The 15643-nt window shown below is 67.0% G+C and carries 17 protein-coding genes and 3 pseudogenes; 14 read left to right on the top strand and 6 right to left on the bottom strand.

The features are described from left to right. Positions 1–221: 221 nt before the first annotated feature. The 4 genes and pseudogenes from Tchar_RS12195 (at position 222) to Tchar_RS12185 (ending at position 2553) form a co-directional block, all read left to right on the top strand. Positions 222–467 carry a metal-sensitive transcriptional regulator gene (locus tag Tchar_RS12195; RefSeq protein ID WP_144329282.1) on the top strand — a complete coding sequence of 82 codons (246 nt, stop codon included), beginning with the start codon at positions 222–224 and terminating at the stop codon, positions 465–467. A 28-nt stretch (positions 468–495) separates the two neighbouring features. Continuing rightward, positions 496–1188, top strand: a pseudogene (locus Tchar_RS14125) (MBL fold metallo-hydrolase); the annotation flags it as partial. Positions 1189–1209: 21 nt separating this feature from the next. Beyond that, positions 1210–1620 (top strand): rhodanese-like domain-containing protein, encoded by a 411-nt coding sequence (locus Tchar_RS14120; RefSeq protein ID WP_236640454.1) that lies wholly within the window; start codon positions 1210–1212, stop codon positions 1618–1620. 48 nt (positions 1621–1668) lie between these two features. Then, positions 1669–2553, top strand: a complete 885-nt coding sequence (locus Tchar_RS12185; protein WP_144329280.1) for a type III pantothenate kinase — start codon at positions 1669–1671, stop codon at positions 2551–2553. A gap of 270 nt (positions 2554–2823) precedes the next feature. Here Tchar_RS12185 and Tchar_RS12180 read toward each other — a convergent pair whose 3' ends face one another. The 5 genes and pseudogenes from Tchar_RS12180 to Tchar_RS12160 form a co-directional block, all read right to left on the bottom strand. After that, positions 2824–3144, bottom strand: a complete 321-nt coding sequence (locus Tchar_RS12180; protein ID WP_144329279.1) for a helix-turn-helix domain-containing protein — start codon at positions 3142–3144, stop codon at positions 2824–2826. Positions 3145–3160: 16 nt separating this feature from the next. Continuing rightward, positions 3161–3511: pseudogene (locus tag Tchar_RS12175) on the bottom strand (type II toxin-antitoxin system RelE/ParE family toxin); the annotation flags it as partial. A 12-nt stretch (positions 3512–3523) separates the two neighbouring features. Continuing rightward, positions 3524–3778: a DUF6362 family protein gene (locus Tchar_RS12170; RefSeq protein ID WP_268969092.1), complete on the bottom strand. Its 255-nt coding sequence runs from the start codon at positions 3776–3778 to the stop codon at positions 3524–3526. 19 nt (positions 3779–3797) lie between these two features. Next, positions 3798–4235 (bottom strand): annotated as a pseudogene (locus Tchar_RS12165) (transposase); the annotation flags it as partial. A gap of 218 nt (positions 4236–4453) precedes the next feature. Beyond that, positions 4454–5665 (bottom strand): M20 aminoacylase family protein, encoded by a 1212-nt coding sequence (locus tag Tchar_RS12160; protein ID WP_144329277.1) that lies wholly within the window; start codon positions 5663–5665, stop codon positions 4454–4456. Between the two features lie 132 nt (positions 5666–5797). On the opposite strand from Tchar_RS12160, the gene Tchar_RS12155 reads away from it, so the two are divergent. Continuing rightward, on the top strand, positions 5798–7903 hold the full coding sequence (locus tag Tchar_RS12155) for a molybdopterin-containing oxidoreductase family protein (RefSeq protein WP_144329276.1): 2106 nt from the start codon (positions 5798–5800) through the stop codon (positions 7901–7903). Between the two features lie 25 nt (positions 7904–7928). Here Tchar_RS12155 and Tchar_RS12150 read toward each other — a convergent pair whose 3' ends face one another. Further along, the gene (locus Tchar_RS12150) at positions 7929–8186 is read right to left on the bottom strand and encodes an acyl-CoA-binding protein (RefSeq protein ID WP_144329275.1); all 258 of its coding nucleotides are present in this window, start codon (positions 8184–8186) and stop codon (positions 7929–7931) included. 285 nt (positions 8187–8471) lie between these two features. On the opposite strand from Tchar_RS12150, the gene Tchar_RS12145 reads away from it, so the two are divergent. The 9 genes from Tchar_RS12145 (at position 8472) to Tchar_RS12105 (ending at position 15502) form a co-directional block, all read left to right on the top strand. Continuing rightward, positions 8472–8819, top strand: a complete 348-nt coding sequence (locus Tchar_RS12145; RefSeq protein ID WP_161595525.1) for a ComEA family DNA-binding protein — start codon at positions 8472–8474, stop codon at positions 8817–8819. 38 nt (positions 8820–8857) lie between these two features. Further along, a complete protein-coding gene (gene rfbD / locus Tchar_RS12140; RefSeq protein WP_144329273.1) occupies positions 8858–9784 on the top strand; it encodes a dTDP-4-dehydrorhamnose reductase in 927 nt (308 codons plus the stop codon). A gap of 137 nt (positions 9785–9921) precedes the next feature. Continuing rightward, on the top strand, positions 9922–10608 hold the full coding sequence (locus Tchar_RS12135; RefSeq protein WP_144329272.1) for a hypothetical protein: 687 nt from the start codon (positions 9922–9924) through the stop codon (positions 10606–10608). After that, on the top strand, positions 10605–11156 hold the full coding sequence (locus Tchar_RS12130) for a FlgO family outer membrane protein (RefSeq protein ID WP_144329271.1): 552 nt from the start codon (positions 10605–10607) through the stop codon (positions 11154–11156). Before Tchar_RS12135 ends, Tchar_RS12130 begins: the two co-directional genes overlap by 4 nt. A gap of 77 nt (positions 11157–11233) precedes the next feature. After that, positions 11234–12100 (top strand): glucose-1-phosphate thymidylyltransferase RfbA, encoded by an 867-nt coding sequence (gene rfbA / locus Tchar_RS12125; RefSeq protein WP_144329270.1) that lies wholly within the window; start codon positions 11234–11236, stop codon positions 12098–12100. 76 nt (positions 12101–12176) lie between these two features. Continuing rightward, a complete protein-coding gene (gene rfbC, locus Tchar_RS12120; RefSeq protein WP_144329269.1) occupies positions 12177–12731 on the top strand; it encodes a dTDP-4-dehydrorhamnose 3,5-epimerase in 555 nt (184 codons plus the stop codon). Further along, entirely contained in the window at positions 12718–13899 is a 1182-nt protein-coding gene (locus Tchar_RS12115) for a DUF1972 domain-containing protein (protein WP_144329268.1), read from the top strand. The genes rfbC and Tchar_RS12115 overlap by 14 nt, the downstream gene beginning before the upstream one ends. After that, positions 13880–14869 carry a glycosyltransferase family 2 protein gene (locus tag Tchar_RS12110; RefSeq protein WP_144329267.1) on the top strand — a complete coding sequence of 330 codons (990 nt, stop codon included), beginning with the start codon at positions 13880–13882 and terminating at the stop codon, positions 14867–14869. The genes Tchar_RS12115 and Tchar_RS12110 overlap by 20 nt, the downstream gene beginning before the upstream one ends. A gap of 18 nt (positions 14870–14887) precedes the next feature. Then, a complete protein-coding gene (locus Tchar_RS12105; protein WP_144329266.1) occupies positions 14888–15502 on the top strand; it encodes a GspE/PulE/PilB domain-containing protein in 615 nt (204 codons plus the stop codon). Positions 15503–15643: the final 141 nt, after the last annotated feature.

The raw sequence follows: 15643 nt of genomic DNA, 5'->3' as shown, positions 1-15643 counted from the left end.
CACCTTGAGCCGCTCGATCTCCCGCTCGCTCATCTCGATGCGCTTGTCCACCCAGCCCTCCGCTTCCAGACCAACAAGCGGACATTTCTACTTTGCCGGAAGCGGACATTACTATCTTGCTTCTACAGCCGCGTCGCCGCCCCCTTGGCACCATGGCGTGTTTCGTGTACCATGGGGAGTATTGGGTGCAACCCACCGTTGCCTGCTTGGCCCCGTGTTCCATGACCGCCGTTCAAGACCCCGAGCGCAAAAAAGCCCTGTTGCTGCGCCTCAAGCGCGTGGAGGGGCAGCTGCGCGGTATTCAACGCCTCATTGAGGCCGACACCGACTGCGAGCAAGTAGCGCAGCAGCTCGCTGCCGCACGCAAGGCCTTGGACAAATCATTCTTCATGATGGTGGGCTGCGTCATGGCCCAGGGCGATACCCCACCAGACGACGTGGCCGAGCTGCTGTCGCGTTTTGCCTGAGCGCCCTGCGGCGGCCATAATGGCAGCGATGAAGCCGATTCAGCTCTTCGACCCCGACTCCTGCACCTACACCTACGTGCTGTTCGACGTCGATACGCGCGACGCGCTCATCATCGACCCGGTGGACGAACAGCTCGAGCGCGATTTGGCGGTGCTGCGCGAATACGGTTTGCGCTTGCGCTGGGTGCTGGAAACCCACGCCCACGCCGACCACATCACCAGCGCGCTGCGCCTGGCCGAGCACACCGGCGCGCACACCGCGGCGCCGGCGGCCTGCGGTATCGCCACCGTACAGCGTGCCTTGCACGATGGCGACGAGCTCGCCTTTGGCGCGCAGCGCCTGCGCGCGCTGGCCACCCCGGGGCACACCGCCGGCAGCATGAGCTACTTCTGGCAAAGTGATGCCGCGCGGCACGTCTTCACCGGCGACACCTTGCTCATCGATGGCTGCGGCCGCACCGACTTTCAATCCGGCGACCCGGCCGCGCTGTACGACAGCATCACGCGCGTGCTGTTTGCGCTGCCCGACGACACCGTCGTGTGGCCTGGGCACGACTACCACGGCCGCACCCATTCGACCATCGGGCACGAGAAAGCGCACAATGCCCGCGTAGCCGGGCGCTCGCGCGACGAATTCATCGCGCTGATGAACGCCTTGAAGCTGCCGCGCCCGCGCCGCATGGACGAGGCGGTGCCGGCCAATTTGCGTGGCGGCGTGCGCCACGATGCCGCCGGGGCCGAAATGGAGGCGCCGCGGCCGGCGCCCGGTTACGCCGGCGACATCGCGCCTGCGTTGGCCTGGCAGTGGGTGCAAAGCGGCCAGGCGCTGCTGGTGGACGTGCGCACCGACGCCGAGCGCGAATGGGTCGGCTACGTTCCGGGGGCGGTGCCGCTGGCCTGGAAGCAATGGCCCGGCATGCAGCCCAACCCCGCGTTCGACGACGGGGTGCGTGCCTTGGCGGCCGAGGGCAAGCCACTGCTGATGCTGTGCCGCAGCGGCGCGCGCTCCATCGCCGCGGCGCGGCGTGCCACCGAATTGGGTGCCACGGCCTACAACGTTTTGGAGGGCTTCGAAGGTGACCCCGACGAGCACGGACAGCGCGGGCGGCGCGGCGGCTGGCGCTATCGCGGCCTGCCGTGGCGGCAAAATTGATCGGGCCCCGGTGTGCCGCGCGTGGCGGCGGGGCGTTATGATGTTTTCATGACCGCCCCCGACCGTGCCGTCGTCGACTTTGCCGCTGCCAGCGCCGCGGCAGCGTCCACCTTACTGGCGCTGGACGTGGGCAACACGCGGCTGAAATGGGCGCTGTTCGATGCGCCGCAGCCCGGTGCGCGCATGCTCGCGCACGGCGTGCAGTTTCTGGAAAATATCGAAACCTTGGCCGATGGCGATTGGCGGGCCTTGCGCGCGCCGCGCTGGGTGCTGGGCAGCATCGTGGCGGGGGCGGGGGTGCGTTACCGGGTCGAGGAACAACTCGAGCTGTGGGACGCCCCGGTGCAGTGGGTGGTGCCCTCACAGGCGGAGGCTGGCCTCGTCAACGGCTACGACCATCCGGCACGCCTAGGGTCGGACCGCTGGGTGGCGATGATCGGCGCGCGCCAGCGCCTGTTGGCACGCGGGCAGGGCGAGCGGCCGTGCATCGTCGTGATGGTCGGCACCGCTGTTACCGTCGAAGCCATCGACGAGCGCGGCCGCTTTCTCGGCGGCATCATCTTGCCGGGTCACGGCATCATGCTGCGCGCGCTGGAGTCCGGCACCGCGGGGCTGCACGTGCCCACGGGCGAGGTGCGGCCCTTTCCCACCAACACCAGCGATGCGCTGACCAGCGGCGGCACCTACGCCATCGCGGGGGCGGTGCAGCGTATGGTCGACAACGTGCGCGTCCATTGCGGCCAAGAGCCGGTGTGCCTGATGACGGGCGGCGCCGGCTGGAAGATGGCGCCGCACATGACGGTGCCGTTCGAGCTGGTCGAGGGCCTGATCTTCGACGGCCTGTTGGCCATCGCGCGCAACCGCTTTGCGCCGCTGCTTGCCCCGCTCCATGCCAACGTGCCTGCAGCGGCGGGGGCGCACGTCGGGCGCTAGTGCAGCGTTTGCGTTTCTTGACACCCGCTCCCTCGATCGAGGGGCTGCAGAAGCGGCCCGGGCCGGAGATTGCGCCGTCTTGATCGCCGACGTCCCGAGCCCCTTTGGCTCGATCGGTTCGAGCAGTTTCGCCGACGCGCTGTCTGCACAGGACGTCGTCCTTCGCATCTTGTGCTCGTCGATGAATCCGACGCGATGCCGGTCGCTCGCCATCTCGTGGGGGGATGCGAGCATGCGGCGGCTGCGTTTCTTCGCTGCCACGATGGCACTTTACAGAACCGCTTCGAGTCCCTTGCGCTCGATCAGGTTGAGCAGCTTCAAGGACGGGCCGCTTGGCTTCTTGGCGCCGATTTCCCACTTCTGGACGGTGGAAAGGCTGGTGTTCAGCACGGCAGCGAACACCGCCTGGCTGACATGCGCCTTCTCGCGCAGCGACTTGATCTTTTGCGGAGGCATCTCTTCGACGCCGAGATGGCACAGCGCGTCGAATTCGCGCATGCGGCGCTTGCTGATCAAGCCGGCCTCGTGCAGGCCACGGACGGTTTCGTGCATCTCCTCGATGATTCGGCTCTTGCGCTTCGTCGTTGCCATGTCGTACCTCCACGATCTCGCCGGCGGCGAGGGCTTTCGTAATCTGCCGGTCATCGAATCCCAGCAGCTCTTTCGCCACTTCCTGGAAAAACTTCAACTCGTCCCTGTCGATGTTGGCGCGCTCGTTCTTGCCGAAGCCATACAGGAAGAACCAGCGATCGCCGAGATTGGTGGCGACGATCGTCCGCGCACCACCACGTTTCCCCCGTCCCGGCAGCGCGACACGCTTCTTCACCACGTTGCCGCCAAGGTCGGCGTCGACGAGCCCTTCGGCCATCTCGGAGACGGCCTGAAGCAGGGATTCGTCGGCCAAGCCAGCCTTTTGCATCCAGCGGGTGAACGTCCGGGTCCGGAATACGCTTCTCATCCAAAAATCATATCACTTGGTGCAGTAGATGGCCACGGAAGTTCCGGCAGATGCGCCGTTGAGCCGGTCGGCCACCAGCCCAAGCGCTTTGTGACACCGCCGCCAAGCGGTGGTGCGATCACCGCCAAAGCGCTGGCGGATCTCCCACCACCCCCATTCCTCGGCGCGCATCCAGACGAAATGTCGCTGCTTCTCGGTGAGGCACTGCGCCCAGCGTATCGTCTCCTCCAGGCGGTCGATGACGATCGGGTCAGGCATCCCGCTCAAGGGACGCGTGCTACGACGCCAGTCCCGCGTCGAGCTTGGCCGCGGGTGTGCCTCCAGCACCGGAAAGCGCAATCTCCGGTCCCGGCCGCTTCTGCGGCACCTCGATCGAGGGAGTCAGGTGGAGACACCCTGAACCACCCTGTCGGGCAAGGCGAGATGGACGGTTTGGTCGGTGCGGGAGCCCCACGCGAAGGCGCTGGGGTAGACCACGGGTGCGTACTGGCAGCACCTGGAAGGTCACCTCACCCAGCCGGGTGAGCATGGTTTTGAGCTTGAAGCTGCGGGCGTCCTTGCGCCGTGTGGCGGTGCGCTCATCAGGTTGGGCAGCGACAAACGCACTGCGCTCGACTTTGGCGGCTTCATTGACGAGGATGTGCAGGGCTTCAGGGGCGCTGTCGGGGCCATCTTCGAGCCATGCGGCACCAGCGGCTTGCGGGGCCTTGGTTTCGACGCGCATCAGTCTGACGGTCACACACCTTCGTCGACGTCATGGCGTCAAATCCACCAGCGCTGCGTGCTCGGCGGGGGACCGGCGGTGCGACGCGCCTGCGCTCCTCGCTTAGCCGATAACGGACAAAGTGGAATGGACAGAAAACAACGATGGACAACCCATACCGGCCATAAACGAGCTGCTGACACGCCACAGCCAGCGCCGCCCGCGGCAGCGGCGCCCACTCAGCCGCCGCGTGCCAGCCACCGCTCGGCCAGCCGCACCCAAAACGTCGCCCCCAGCGGGATCAGGGCGTCGTTGAAGTCGTAGTGCGGGTTGTGCAGCGTGCAGGGGCCGGCGTCATGGCCGGGGCCGTACGCCGCGCGATGCGCGCCGTCGCCGTTGCCAATGAAGACGTACGCCCCCGGCTTGGCCTGCAGCATGTAGGCGAAATCCTCTGCGCCCATCGTCGGCTCCTGCGCCACGACGGCGTCGGCCCCAACGATTGCGCGCGCCACCGCAGCGGCAAACGCCGCTTCCTCGGCGCTGTTGACCGTGGGCGGGTAATTGCGCCGAAAGGCGAACGTTGCTCGCGCCCCAAACGCCGCACACAACTGGTGCGAGAGTTCGCGCATGCGCTGCTCGATCAGGTCCAGCGCCTCGGTGCTGAAGGTACGCACCGTGCCCTGCAACGTGCAGCTGTCGGGCACCACATTGGTGGCTTCGCCGGCCTGGATCTGCGTCACCGAGATCACGCCCGGCTCCAGCGGTCGCAGATTGCGCGTCAGAATGGTCTGGAAGGCCTGCACCAGCTGGCAGGCCACCGGTATCGGGTCCACCGTGGTGTGCGGCAGCGCCGCGTGGCCGCCCTTGCCGTGGATGGTGATGGCAAATTCATTGCTGGAGGCCATCACCGGCCCCGGGCTGACGGCAAAATGCCCCACCGGCAGCCCGGGCCAGTTGTGCATGCCAAACACCGCTTGCATCGGAAAGCGCTCGAACAGCCCGTCGGCGATCATCTCGCGCGCGCCGCCGCCGCCTTCCTCGGCGGGCTGAAAAATCAGGTACACCGTGCCGTCGAAATCGCGCTGGCGTGCCAGGTACTGCGCGGCGGCCAGCAGCATCGCGGTGTGGCCGTCGTGCCCGCAGGCGTGCATGCGTCCGGGATGGCGGCTGGCGTGCGCGAAGGTGTTGGCCTCCGTCATCGGCAGCGCATCCATGTCGGCGCGCAGGCCCAGCGCACGCCCGCAGGCGCCGCCGTCGCGCCCGTGCAGCACGCCCACCACGCCCGTCTTGCCCAGCCCGCGCTCGATCGGAATCCCCCATTCGGTCAGCAGCGCCGCCACCCGCTCGGCGGTGCGCACTTCGGCAAAACACAGCTCCGGGTGGGCGTGCAGATCACGGCGGATGGTCGCCATGGCCTCGGACTGGGCAACGATGGGCTCGATCAGTTTCATCCCCGCATCCTAGCGCGAAGTGGCATGCCGTGGGGGTTTGGGGGGCGAGATCGCCTCGACCTCAGGCCGAGGCGGCGCGCGCGGCGCCTCGGATCGTGACCTCTGCATTCCGATTGCCTATCATCGGCCCCCATGGATACCTTCACGGTCGGCGCCAGCCCAATCGAGCACACCATCCTGGGTGCGTGTCCGCACGACTGCCCCGACACCTGCGCCCTCGTCACCACCGTGCGCGCGGGCCGCGCCATCCGCGTGCAGGGCAATGCCGCCCACCCCCAAACCGGGGGCGTGCTGTGCACCAAGGTCAGCCGCTATCTGGAGCGGGTGTACCACCCCGAGCGGCTGCTGCAGCCGCTGCGCCGCGGCGGCCCCAAGGGGGCGGGGCGGTTCGAGCCGGTCAGCTGGGAGCGGGCGCTGGACGACATCGCCGAGCGCCTGCGGGCAATCGCCGCGCGCGACCCGCAGGCCATCCTGCCCTACAGCTACGCGGGCACGATGGGGCTGGTGCAGGGCGAGTCGATGGCGGCGCGGTTTTTTCACCGGTTGGGTGCTTCACGGCTGGACCGCACCATCTGCTCGGCCGCCGGCGCCGCCGGGCTGGAGTACACGCTGGGTGGCAAAGTCGGCATGCCAGTGGAGCACTTCGCCCACAGCCGCCTGATCCTCATCTGGGGCAGCAACAGTATCGGCAGCAATCTGCATTTTTGGCGCATCGCGCAGCAGGCCAAGCGTGCCGGGGCGCGGCTGGTGTGCATCGACCCGCGCCGCACCGAAACCGCCGAAAAATGCCACGCGCACATCGCGCTGCTGCCGGGCACCGACGCCGCGCTGGCCTACGCGTTGATGCACGAGTGCATCGTGCACGGCTGGGTGGACGAGGACTACGTGCAGCGCCACACCCTGGGCTGGGAGGCCCTGCGTGCCCGCGCCCTGCAATGGCCGCCGCAGCGCGCCGCCGCCGTCTGCGGTGTGCCGGCGGCGCACATCGAGGCACTGGCGCGCGACATCGGCACCTGCGTACAGCAGCGCGCCCCGGTGGCCATTCGGCTCAACTATGGCATGCAGCGTGTGCGCGGCGGCGCCAATGCGGTGCGCGCGGTGGCCTGCCTGCCAGCCGTCATCGGCGCTTGGCGCCACCGTGGCGGCGGCTTGCTGCTGTCGAGCTCCGGTTGGTACCCCGTGCAGCGCGACGTGCTGCAGCGGCCCGATCTGCTGCAGCGCAGCCCCTGCCCGCAGCCGCGCATCATCAATATGAGCACCATCGGCGACGATCTGCTGCGCCCGTCGTCGCCCGCCTTTGGCCCCGCCATCGAAGCCCTCATCGTCTACAACAGCAACCCGGTGGCGGTGGCGCCCCAATCGGGCCAAGTGGTGCGTGGCTTTGCCCGCGACGACTTGTTCACGGTGGTGCTGGAGCAGTTTGCCACCGACACCGCCGACTACGCCGACTATGTGCTGCCGGCGACCACGCAGTTGGAGCACTGGGATATCCACCTCAGCTACGGCCACACCGACGTGCTGCTCAACCGTCCCGCCATCGCGCCGCTGGGGCAGGCGCGGCCCAATACCTGGGTGTTTCGGGAGCTGGCGCGGCGCCTGGGTTTCGATGAGCCGTGCTTTGCCGACGACGACGAGACCCTGTGCCGCCAAGCCTTTGGCGAGGCAGTGGATTTCGAGACTCTGCTGCAGCAGGGCTATGCGCCCTTGCCGCTGCCGGATGCGCCCTTCGCCCGAGGCGGCTTTCCCACCCCGTCCGGCAAGTGCGAATTCGCCAGCCCCCGCCTGGCCGTGCTCGGCCTGGACCCGCTGCCTGCGGTGCTGCCCAACCACGAGCCGGCGGGGGCCGACGCGCGCTATCCGCTGGCCATGATCTCGCCGCCGGCGCGGCATTTCCTCAACTCCACCTTCGTCAACGTCACCTCGCTGCGCGACGCCGAGGGCGAGCCGCAGCTGGAGATGCACCCCGACGACGCCAGCGCCCGCGGCATCGCCGATGGCGACTGGGTGGAGGTATTCAACGAACGCGGCCGCCACCGCATGCGTGCACGGCTCAATGGCCGCGCTCGTCCCGGGGTGGTGGTGGGGTTGGGCATCTGGTGGCGCAAATTCAGCGCCGATGGCACCAACGTCAACGAACTCACCAGCCAGGCGCTCACCGACCTGGGCCGGGCGCCAACCTTTTACGACTGCGCGGTACAGGTGCGCCGTTGCACGGCGGCGCCGGCGGTGCAGGGTTGACGCCGCGCGCGGTGTCGCCGCGCCCTCAATCCTCCAGACCCTCGACCAAAGCCGCGTAGCGCTGCATGGCCTCGTCGCGGCTGAGTCCCTTGAGCTTGCTCCATGCGTCCCACTTGGCGCGCGCCACCACGTCGGTCAGGCTTGGCTTGGGCGTGGTGTTGTCGCCCTCGGTAGCCTGCTTGTACAGCGCATACAGCTGCAGCAGCGTGGCATTGTCGGGGCGGCGCGTCAGGGTCTTAACGCGTTGCAGGGCGGCGTCGAAGGCGGCTTGGGCGGTCGTCATGAGCAAATGATACGAACGTTCGTGCGAAATGGCAAGTGTCCCTGGGAGCGCCGTTGCGCACCGTACGCCGGGGTGTCGCACGATCGGTGCGCGTGACGCAGGGCGTTTGCCGAGGCTGCGTCGAGTGCCAAAATGGCAGGTGATCGACGAGCTGCGTGGCTCCCGGACACTCGCGGGGCCAGGGGAGGTATAGATATGCAAAAAGAGGAGATTGGCACCACCGACAGTGCCGATCGGGCCTGGTGGACCGCATGGTGCCCCCGGTTGGCGGGTCTGCTCCTGACCGTGGCTGTCGCGTGGCCAGCGCACGCGCAAATCGAAGTCAACCGCGCCACTGCCGAAGCGTTGATGCAACTGCCCGGCATCGGTCCCGTGCGCGCCGAGCGCATCGTGCAGGCGCGGGCGCAGCGGCCCTTCACCGACTGGGCCGACTTGCAAGCGCGCGTAGCGGGCATCGGCCCCAAGACCGCCGAGACGCTGTCTCTGCACGGCCTGCGGGTGCAGGGCCGCAGCTACGGACAAGACGTGGCCCAGGGCAAAGTTATGCCAGCACCGCGCTCCGCTGCGCAGCGCGAGCCGCCGAGGGCGGGTGAGGCGGCGCTGTCGAGTCGCCCGGCCGCACCGGCCCGGTAGAATGCTTGCGCTCTCAGCCTGTGCGTCACCGCGCCCACATGTCCCGCCAACCCATCCTTCTGCTCGGTCCCAACGGCCAAGTCGGCTGGGAGCTGCAGCGCAGCCTGGCCGTTTTGGGTCCCGTCGTGGCCGTGGATCGGCACGGCGCGCGCGCGCCGGACGGCGGCGAGCCGCTCTGCGGCGATCTCAACGATCTGGAAGGCCTGCGCCGCACGGTGGCGGCCCTGCGGCCGGTGGCCATCGTCAACGCCGCTGCCTACACCGCCGTCGACCAGGCCGAGCGCGAACCGGAGCTCGCCCATCGCATCAACGCCGACGCCCCGGCCGTGCTGGCGCAGGCTGCTGCGGACTGCGGCGCGTGGCTGGTGCACTACAGCACCGACTATGTATTCGACGGCAGTGGTGTGCAGCCCTGGCGCGAGGACGCGGCGACCGGCCCGCTCAACACCTATGGCCGCAGCAAACTCGCTGGCGAAGACGCCATCCGCGCCAGCGGCTGCCGCCATCTCATCCTGCGCACCCAGTGGGTGTACGGCGTGCGCGGCGGCAACTTCGCGCGCACCATGCTGCGCTTGGCGCGCGAGCGCGAACGCCTCACCGTCGTCGATGATCAATTTGGCGCCCCCACCGGGGCTGACCTCATTGCCGACGTCACCGCGCACGCGTTGCACCGGCTGCTGACCAGCGGGCAGGGTGGGGGGACTTACCACCTGGCTGCCGCTGGCTACACCACGTGGTACGGCTACGCCTGCACGCTCATCGAGGCCGCGCGCCAGCGCTGGCCCGAGGCTGGCTGGCGTGTGCAAACCATCGACCCCGTGCCCAGCAGCGCCTTCCCGACGCCGGCGCGCCGCCCGCTCAACGCGCGGCTGGACACCGCCCGGCTGCAGCACACCTTCGGGCTGTACCTGCCGCCGTGGCAGCAGGGGGTGCGGCGGTGGGTACAAGCGCTGTCGACGCCGTGATGTGGCCATGCCGCCGTGATCGCCTCTGTTGGGCGATCCCAACGCAGGGCGCGGTCGTCCTTGACGGGTGATGACTGGCGTGCTACCGTCAAAAGAAAAACCGCCAACACGTGATAAACGATTACGCAGGAGGTCCCTTGAATCCGATCCGAACCGCCTCTGTCGCGCTGGCGGGGTTTTTCCTCGTGGGCTTGGCTGGGTGTTCGCACGCGCCCATTCCCGTTGCTGAAAACTTCCCCTATACGGCACAAAAAAAGGTGCGCTCTGCGGGGCACTGGGATGCTGTTGCCCAGCATGTGGTGTCCAACACGCTGGCGCGGTTGGCGCAGACACCTGCGGACGGCATGGCGTTGCACGTGGGCCTGCCGTCGTCGCCCTCGGCCTTCGATCGCGCATTCCGTGAGCTGCTCATCACGCGCTTGGTCAACGATGGCAAGACCGTCGTCGAACGCGACGACGCGCCCGTCAAAGTGAGTTATCAAGCGCAGGTCGTGCGTCACAACAGCGATCGTCCGCACTTCGTGCCCGGGCTATTCACCGCCATCACCTCCGGCGTGTACGTGGCGCATTATTTGGGCGTTCACGCCCACCAAGACGCGGCCATGGCTGGCGGCCTGGGTTATGCCGTGATCGCCGATGTCGCCGCCAGCCAATACACGGGCGGGCCGACCCACACCGAAGTCATCCTCACCACCACCATCATGCAAGGCGATCGCTACTTGGTGCGCAACACCGACGTCTACTACGTCGAAGACAGCGACGCCACGTTATTTCAAGTCGTGCGCGGCCCGGTGACCCGCGAATACAAGGTGGTGTCGCAATGAGAATCCTCGCTGTACTTGCTTCCGTGGCGGCCTTGATGGTGGCTGGCTGTTCCACCAAGCCGCAGGCCACGCTGCCCACGTACGAATACGCCGCCGCGCACCCGTTCCTGCAGGCCAATCGCGAGGCCATGACCAAATTGCTGTCCGGCTTGCCGGCGGCACAAGTCTCGCCCCTGTTGGTCGCCACCATCGTCGATGTCAACGACCTGCGCGTGTCCTCGCCGCTGGGCCGCACCTTGTCGGAGCAGTACAGTTCTGCGGCGGCTGCGGCGGGCGTCGACGTTCGTGAAATGAAGCTGCGCGGCGATGTGTTCGTGCGCGAGCAAACCGGCGAGCTGCTGCTGTCACGCGAGATCAAGGATATCGCCCGGGTACACCAGGCCACGGCGGTGTTGGTCGGCACCTACTCGGTCGCTGGACAGTACGTCTACGTCAACGTCAAATTGGTGCGCTCCGAGACCGGCCAGATCTTGCGCGGCTATGATTACGCGTTGCCGCTTGACCGCGATGTGCAGCGCTTGCTGCGCAAGCCCAGCGGCGAAATGTGATACGCGGCTGCGCAGGCAGTCGCTTTCCTTCCCACAGCAAAACCGCCCGGCGCCCCAACGCCGGGCGGTCGTTCGTCATGCGCAAAGGCATCATTCTGGCCGGTGGCTCCGGCACCCGTTTGCACCCCGCGACGCTGGCCGTCAGCAAGCAACTGCTGCCGGTGTACGACAAGCCGATGGTGTACTACCCGCTCAGCACCCTGATGCTGGCGGGCATCCGCGAGGTACTCGTCATCAGCACGCCGCAGGATACGCCCCGCTTTGCCCAGCTGCTGGGCGACGGCAGCCAGTGGGGCATCCACCTGCAGTACGCCGTGCAGCCCAGCCCGGATGGGTTGGCGCAAGCCTTCCTCATCGGTGCCGACTTCGTCGCCGGCCACCCGAGTGCCCTCGTGCTGGGCGACAACATCTTCTACGGCCACGATTTGCAACCCTTGCTGCAAGCCGCCGACGCCAAGACGCAGGGGGCCACCGTCTTTGCCTACCATGTGCACGATCCCGAGCGCTACGGCGTGGTCGAGTTCGATGCCGATGGCCGAGCACTCAGCATCGAAGAAAAACCACCCCGCCCCAAATCCAACTACGCCGTCACGGGGCTGTATTTTTACGACGAGCAGGTGGTCGACATCGCGCGCGCCGTACGCCCCAGCGCCCGCGGCGAGCTGGAAATCACCTCCGTCAACCAGGCGTACCTCGAGCGCGGGCAGCTCAGCGTGCAGATCATGCAGCGTGGCTATGCGTGGCTGGACACCGGCACGCACGACAGCTTGCTCGACGCCGGGCAGTTCATCGCCACCCTGGAGCGTCGTCAAGGTCTCAAGATCGCGTGCCCCGAAGAAATCGCCTGGCGCCAGGGCTGGATCGGCGCCGAGCAGCTGCAGCGCCTGGCCCACCCCCTGGCCAAAAGCGGCTACGGCCAGTACCTGCTCGGCCTGTTGCGTTGAACCCTGCCACCTCCGTCATGCCGTATACCGTCAGTCCCCAGGGCCATCACCGAAGCGCAACACCGCGATACCCGTCATGCCGTACACCGTTGTTCCCACCGCCATCCCCGGCGTGCTGATCCTGGAGCCCAAAGTCTTTGGCGACGCGCGTGGCTTCTTCTTTGAGAGCTACAACCAGCGCGACTTCGAGGCCGCGACGGGCTTGGTGGGCATCACCTTCGTGCAGGACAACCACAGCCGCAGCGTCCGCGGCGTGCTGCGCGGGCTGCACTATCAGCTGCCGCCCAAAGCCCAGGGCAAGCTGGTGCGCGTGGTGCGCGGTGCGGTGTTCGACGTGGCGGTGGACATCCGCCGCGACTCGCCCACCTTCGGCCGCTGGGTGGGCGTGGAGCTGAACGAACACAACCACCGCCAGCTGTGGATTCCGCCCGGGCTGGCGCATGGCTTTTTGACGCTGACCGACTGCGCCGACTTTCTCTACAAGACCACCAACACTTACAGCCCCGAGCACGAGCGCTGCATCCGCTGGGACGATCCCACCGTCGGCATCGAATGGCCGCGGCTGGACGTGGGGCCGATTCTGTCGCCCAAGGATCAGGCAGGGCGTGCGTTGACGGATGCCGACCTCTGAGCCCACGTCGGTGCCGGCAGCAGGCACGCCAGCGCGGCCGTCTGCGTTGCGCGTCGCCATTTTGGGCACCCGGGGCATTCCAGCGCGCTACGGCGGCTTCGAGACGTTTGCCGAGCAGCTGGCGGTGCGCTTGGTCCAGCGCGGCTTCGAGGTCACGGTTTACGCCGAAGCCGATGGCCCCGTCCAGCCCGACCAGATGTACCGCGGCGTGCGTGTGCGCTTCCGCCGCCGCCGGCGCTGGGGTCCGGCGTCCGTCATCGCTTACGACTGCGCGTGCCTGTGGGACGCCCGCCGTGGCTACGATCTGGTCTATATGCTTGGCTACGGCGCCGCCTGGGCCTGTTGGTGGCCTCGTGTATGGGGCACGCCCGTTTGGATCAACGTCGATGGTCTGGAGTGGGCGCGCAGCAAGTGGAGTGGGCTGGCGCGCCTGTACTTGCGCCTGATGGAATGGGCGGCGACCCGCACCGCCACATGCCTGATCGCCGATGCCGATGCGATCGCGCGCCGGTTTCGCCAGCGCTACCCGCGCGGCGCGCCGTGCACCACCATTGCCTATGGCGCCGACGTGGTCGATCCAGCCCAGGTCCCCGTGGAGCCGCTCGCCGCCTGGGGCCTGACCCCGGCCCAGTACGCGCTCGTCGTGGCGCGCCCGGAGCCCGAAAATCACATCCTGGAAATCATCGAAGGCTTTCTGCAGCACGGTGGACAGTGGCCGCTGGTCGTGGTGGGCGATGTCAGCGGCGCCACCGCCTACCAGCGCCGATTGTTGGCGCTGCGCAGCCCGCGCGTGCGTTTCATCGGTCCGGTCTATGATTCGGCCGGGTTGACGGCACTGCGGGCACATGCAGCCGTCTATCTGCATGGTCACTCGGTCGGTGGCACCAACCCATCGCTGCTGGAGTCGATGGCTTGCGGCAGCCTGGTCATCGCGCACGACAACCCCTTCAACCGCGAGGTGGCGGGGGATATCGCCGACTATTTTGACAGTCCCACCAGCTTGGCTGCTGCGCTGGAAAAGCTGTACCGTCAACCGCCCGCCGTTTTGCAGCGACGGCGCCGTTGGGCGCGGGACATCATTCGGCGTCGCTACGATTGGGACCGCATTGCCGACGCGTACGTTCGTCTGATCCGCCGACAGACCGGCCATGACCGCGCCCCTCATTGACATCTTGCTGGCGACCTACAACGGTTCGCTTTTTCTGCGGGAACAAATCGAATCCCTGTTGGGACAAGACTACCCTGCGTTTCGTATCTTGGCCAGTGACGACGGCTCCTCGGACGGTACTGCTGAAGTGCTTGCGGACTATGCGCAGCGCTGCCCCGAACGTGTCGTTTTGGTTCCCAACCCTCGGCCCGGTCGGGGGGCGTTGCGCAATTTCGAGCACCTGATGGCCACCAGTTTGGCGCAGGGCTGGGCGCAGTGGTTTGCCTTTGCCGACCAAGACGACATTTGGCTGCCGAACAAGCTCTCGCTGAGTGCGGCGCGTCTGCACGCTTTGGAAGCCGACGGCGACGGAGTCGATTTACCCTGTCTGGTGCACACCGACCTGTGCGTCGTCGACGCCCAACGCCGCATCGTGCATCCCTCGATGGCGCGTTATGAGGGCCTGAATCCGGCCGCTGCGACCCCACAGTCTCTATTGAGCGTCAACGAAGTCACGGGATGCACGCTCGTGGGAAACCGGCGTCTGCTGGAATTGGCACTACCGCTGCCAGACGCCGCCATCGTCCATGACTGGTGGTGCGCTGTGATCGCCGGCAGTGGCCGCCGTGCCTACATACCTCGGGCCACCGTGCACTACCGCCAGCACGATGCCAATCAGATCGGTGCCCGCAATCGTCGGTTGTGGTCTCGCGTGCGGCGCGCTTTGATCGATGGTGCAGGGGTGTGGCAACGGGTGCATCAACTCGGCGCACAAACGTGGCACCAGGCGGTTGCGCTTCAACGGCGTTTGCGCGAGCGCGGCCTCGACGATGGCTATGTGGCCGCGTATCTGCGCTGGCGCGCGTTGCCACGCCTCGTGCGCCTGGCCGACTACCGGCGATACTACACGGGTCCCGAACTCGACCGCTTGAGCCGGTGGTGCTTGTGGCGGGCTTTCGACATCGAACCGTTGCCACCCGGCGGTCGATGACCCTCTCATACGCCATCCATGACCGACCTGTACGACGTGACCACAACTCCACACCGGAAACTCGGCGAGCTGCTGCTGGCCGCTGGTAAGCTATCGCCACCGGATCTGCAGCGGGCGTTGCAAGTGCAACAATCCGTCGGGGGGCGAATAGGCGAGCTGCTGATCCGACTCGGCTTGGTCTCCGAGGCGGATGTCTATGCCGCACTGTCGCAGCAAAGTGGCATCCCACTGGTCAGACTGGAGGCTTTCCCGACGACCCAGCCAGACTGGGGCCCGCTGAACCCGGCCTTCCTCATCGCGCACCATGCACTGCCCCTGGGGGATGTGCGCGTCGACGATCCAACCCTGGTGTTCGTCAGCAGCGACCCGCAAAACCCCGTACTCGTGCAGGGGTTGCAGGTCGCATTGGGGCACCCGCCCAACCTGCGCTTCGGACTCGAGTCCGAAATTATGCAGCGCCACAACGAGTGGCTGCAGACGGCGGACGATCTTGTCGAGGAAGGTGACGTCGGCGGGGTGTCTGGTGCGACTGAATTCATCGAGCACCTGCGTGATCTGGCCTCTGAGGCGCCCATCATTCGGCGGGTCAACGACATCGTAGACAAAGCCGTTGCGCTACGTGGTCGCCCCTGAAATATTCATAACCGCATGATTTTTCTTGTGTTATTGTCTGTTTGCGAGTACAATTTCCCCCAGATTTGATGGTCTGATGCGCCGTTTTCTGGGAGTTTTTCGATGTTTGCCTGCCCCGCCACCGAGGACTTCTTCCGCTTG

Source organism: Tepidimonas charontis (assembly GCF_007556685.1).
Taxonomy (GTDB): Bacteria; Pseudomonadota; Gammaproteobacteria; order Burkholderiales; family Burkholderiaceae_C; genus Tepidimonas; species Tepidimonas charontis.
Note: the sequence above shows the minus strand (reverse complement) of the source record. Positions and strands in the feature narration are given on the sequence as shown.